The 3,908-nt window shown below is 73.1% G+C and carries 3 protein-coding genes and 1 pseudogene; 3 read left to right on the top strand and 1 reads right to left on the bottom strand.

What is annotated here, in order from left to right:
* Nucleotides 1-85, top strand: a pseudogene (locus AB0H87_RS39085) (amino acid ABC transporter permease); the annotation flags it as partial.
* Nucleotides 86-569: 484 nt separating this feature from the next.
* On the opposite strand, the gene AB0H87_RS39080 reads toward AB0H87_RS39085, so the two are convergent.
* Entirely contained in the window at nucleotides 570-1,145 is a 576-nt protein-coding gene (locus tag AB0H87_RS39080; protein ID WP_360157999.1) for a YdeI/OmpD-associated family protein, read from the bottom strand.
* Nucleotides 1,146-1,225: 80 nt separating this feature from the next.
* Between AB0H87_RS39080 and AB0H87_RS39075 the strand changes: the two genes are divergently transcribed.
* Together AB0H87_RS39075 and AB0H87_RS39070 are read left to right on the top strand one after the other, a co-directional pair.
* Entirely contained in the window at nucleotides 1,226-3,253 is a 2,028-nt protein-coding gene (locus tag AB0H87_RS39075; RefSeq protein WP_360157996.1) for a copper-translocating P-type ATPase, read from the top strand.
* Nucleotides 3,254-3,336: 83 nt separating this feature from the next.
* Nucleotides 3,337-3,639, top strand: coding sequence for a metal-sensitive transcriptional regulator (locus AB0H87_RS39070; protein WP_360157993.1), 303 nt, complete (start codon nucleotides 3,337-3,339; stop codon nucleotides 3,637-3,639).
* Nucleotides 3,640-3,908: the final 269 nt, after the last annotated feature.

The raw sequence follows: 3,908 nt of genomic DNA, 5'->3' as shown, positions 1-3,908 counted from the left end.
CCTCTACAACGGGTCGGTGCTGGCGGAGGCGTTCCGGGCCGGCATCCGCGCGGTGCCGTCGGGACAGTCCGAGGCGGCGTACGCGGATCACGTCGTTGACGAAGCTGGTGCCGTCGGTGAAGTTCCAGATCTTCAGGGTCCTGCCGGTACGGGAGTCGATCACCCGCCCGTCACCGATGGTCTGGCCGCTGATGAACAGCCGGCCGCGGTCGTCCAGCTTGAGCCCGAGCGACCCGGAGCCGAAGCCCGGGTTGATGATCTCGCCTCGGCCGGTGACCAGGCTGGCCCGGTAGATGGCCCCGTCGACGCGGGAGCCGAAGTAGGCGTACGGGAGCTTTCCGATCGCGATGCCCTCGGGCTGGAACCCGTTGGGCAGGTTGATGGTGGTCGGGAACAGGTCGTGGTTCTTGTCCTGTGCGGTCGCTGTGCCGGCCGGTCCGAGCAGGGTGGCGGCGAGTACCGCGGTCAGACCCAGCGCGATGGTGGCTACACGGTGGCGCACGATGGCATCTCCTCTCGACGACCTCCGTTCAGGAAGGCACGCACGAGGGAGCGATGCGGTTCAACGTTCAACCGACCTGGGGCGGCGGGATGGGCGCGCCGCTTTCGAGAAGGTCGGTCAGCGCGCTGAGCCGCTTCTGCCGTGCGGCCGGGCTCGGTGCGCTGGTCAGCTTGAGGATGACGGCGTAGCGGCTGGTCTTGTCGAGGTTCGCGAACCGCTCCGCCGCCGCCGGGCGCTGTGCGAGAACGGCTTCGAGGTCTGCGGGCGTCCGGGCGTCCCGCTGCGCCGGGTAGGCGGCGGCCCAGCGACCGTCCACCTTGGCCGCCTCGATCTGCGCATGGCCGGCGGGCCGCATCCGGCCGGCGGCGATCAGCGCCTCGGCCCGCTCCACGTTGACCTGTGACCAGCGCGCGCCCTTGCGCCGGGGCGAGTAGCGCTGCAGGAAGTGCGCGGCGTCGAACCCGCGCCGCTGGCTGTCGATCCAGCCGAAGCAGATCGCCACGTCACCGGCCTCGGCTGCGGAGATGGTCGGCGTCGCGGCGCCCTTCTTGGCGATCCGCAACCACGCCTCGCCGGCCGAGTCGTGGTGCTCGGCCAGCCACGCCTCCCACTCGGGCACCGCGCTGAAGGTCATGGGCTCCATGCGGCGACGCTACCGGTCCGGGTCGGCGAACCAGGCTCGCCACCCTTGCGGCCATACCCCTGGGGGGTATAGTGGGCGGCATGCGACACGACGAAATGACCCACGCGGGTCACACCGGCCACGACAAGCACGCCGGCCACGACCCCGAGCAGTTCCGCCGGAAGTTCTGGCTGTCGCTCGCGCTGACCGTTCCGATCGTCGTGACCAGCGAGATGGTCATGGACTGGTTCGGCTACTCGCTCGACTTCCCCGGCATCGACTGGATCGGTCCGGTGCTCGGCTCCGTGGTCTTCGTCTACGGCGGCTGGCCGTTCCTGGTCGGCGCGGTCCGCGAGCTGCGCGACCGCGCGCCGGGGATGATGCTGCTGATCTCGATGGCGATCACCGTGGCCTACGGGGCGTCGCTCGCCACGGCCGCCGGCGCGTTCGACCTCGACTTCTGGTGGGAGCTGGCCGCGCTGGTCACGATCATGCTGCTCGGCCACTGGCAGGAGATGAAGGCGATCGGGCAGGCGCAGGGCGCGCTCGCGGCGCTGGCCGCGCTGCTGCCCGACGACGCCGAGCGGGTCACCGACGGCGGGGTCGAGACCGTTCCCGCGTCCGACCTGCGGCTCGGCGACGTCGTGCTGGTCCGGCCCGGTGGCCGGGTGCCCGCGGACGGGCTGGTCGTCGACGGTGCCGCCGAGGTCGACGAGTCGATGATCACCGGCGAGTCCCGGCCGGTGCCGCGCCAGGCCGGTGACCGGGTGGTCGCCGGCACCGTGGTCACCGACTCCTCCGTGCGGCTGCGGGTCGACGCGGTCGGCGCGGACACCGCGCTGGCCGGCATCCAGCGGCTGGTCGCGCAGGCGCAGGCCTCCGGCGGGCGGGCGCAGGTGCTGGCGGACCGGTTCGCCGCGGCCTTGTTCTATGTCGCTTCCGCCGTCGCCGTCGTCACGTTCCTGGCCTGGTGGGCCGCCGGCAACCTCGACGACTCGGTGGTCCGGACCGTCACGGTCCTCGTGATCGCCTGCCCCCACGCGCTTGGCCTGGCCATCCCGCTGGTCATCGCGCTGTCGACCGCCCTGTCCGCCCGCGCCGGCATCCTCGTGAAGGACCGGCTCGCGCTGGAGCGGATGCGCGTCGTCGACGCCGTGCTGTTCGACAAGACGGGCACGCTGACCAAGGGCGCGCACAAGGTCACCGGCGTGGCCGCGGTCGACGGTGTCACCGAGGAGCAGGTGCTGCGCCTGGGCGGCGGCGTCGAGGCCGACAGCGAACACCCGCTGGCCAAGGCGATCGTGGCGGCGGCCGATGAACCGGCGCCGGCCACGGACTTCCGGTCGCTGACCGGTCGCGGTGTGCAGGCGACGATCTCCGGCACCGCGTACGCCGTCGGCGGTCCCGCGCTGCTCCGCGAGCTCGCGGTCGAGGTGCCGGAGTCGCTCGCGACCGCCACCAAGGACTGGGCCGGCCGGGGCGCCGCCGTGCTGCATCTGCTGCGGCTTTCCGACGGCGCGGCGGCGGAGGTGCTCGGCGCGTTCGCGCTCGAGGACGAGGTGCGGCCCGAGGCGCGGCAGGCCATCGCCCAGCTGCGCGCGCAGGGCATCAAGAAGATCGCCATGATCACCGGCGACGCGCGGGCCGTGGCCGAGGCGGTCGCCGCCGACCTGGGCTTCCGGCCCGGGGTCGACGAGGTGTTCGCCGAGGTGCTGCCGGCCGACAAGGACCGGGCGGTCGCCGAGCTGCAGGCCCGCGGGCTGCGGGTGGCGATGGTCGGCGACGGGGTCAACGACGCACCGGCCCTGGCCCGGGCCGACGTGGGCATCGCGATCGGCGCCGGCACGGACGTGGCGATCGAGTCCGCGGGCGTGGTGCTGGCCTCGTCGGACCCGCGCGGTGTGACGGGGGTCATCCGGCTGTCCCGGGCGGCGTACCGCAAGATGATCCAGAACCTCGCCTGGGCGGCGGGTTACAACGTCGTCGCGATCCCGCTCGCGGCCGGCGTCCTCGCCTGGGCCGGGCTCACCCTCAGCCCCGCGATCGGCGCGGTGCTGATGTCCGCGTCGACGATCGTGGTGGCGCTCAACGCCCAGCTGCTGCGCCGCGTGCGACTGCAGGCAGGCTGATGCCCTGGCGGGTGGATCATGGTGCCGCCATGATCCACCGGACAGGCCTTAATACCCATGGGGGGTTAGCTATGGTTGAGGACATGACAGCACCCGCAACGGGCCCGACGCGCGGCTACACCGCCAGCAAGGACCAGCTGAGCGCCCGCCTGCGCCGGATCGAGGGCCAGGTGCGCGGCATCGAGCGGATGGTCGAGGACGACCGCTACTGCATCGACGTGCTGACCCAGATCTCGGCGATCCAGGCCGCACTCGACAAGGTCGCCCTCGGCCTCCTCGACGGCCACGCCCGCCACTGCATGAAGGAAGGCGCCGAAGAGGGCCGCGCCGACGAGATGGCCGGCGAGATGATGGCCGCCGTCGGCCGCCTGATGAAGCGCGGCTGAGGCTCCCGCCACGCGGCGTTCGGCCGGTCTCGACCTCACCCACGGCGGGCCGGCCCCGCGCGGACCACACACACGCCACGCGCCGATCGGCCGGTCCCGGCCTCACCCACCGCGGCCCCGGCCCCGCGCGGACCGCACACCCGCCACGCGCCGGTTGGCCGGTCCCTGCCTCACCCACCACTTCCCCGCCCCGCGCGGACCACACCCGCCACACGCCGTTCGGCCGGCCCCGGCCTTGCCCAGACGGCTTCCCGTCCCCCGCACCCGCC

The sequence above is a fragment of the Asanoa sp. NPDC050611 genome (assembly GCF_040654855.1).
Lineage (GTDB): Bacteria > Actinomycetota > Actinomycetes > Mycobacteriales > Micromonosporaceae > Asanoa.
The sequence above is the reverse complement of the archived record's forward strand: the minus strand, read 5'-3'. Positions and strand labels throughout refer to the sequence as shown.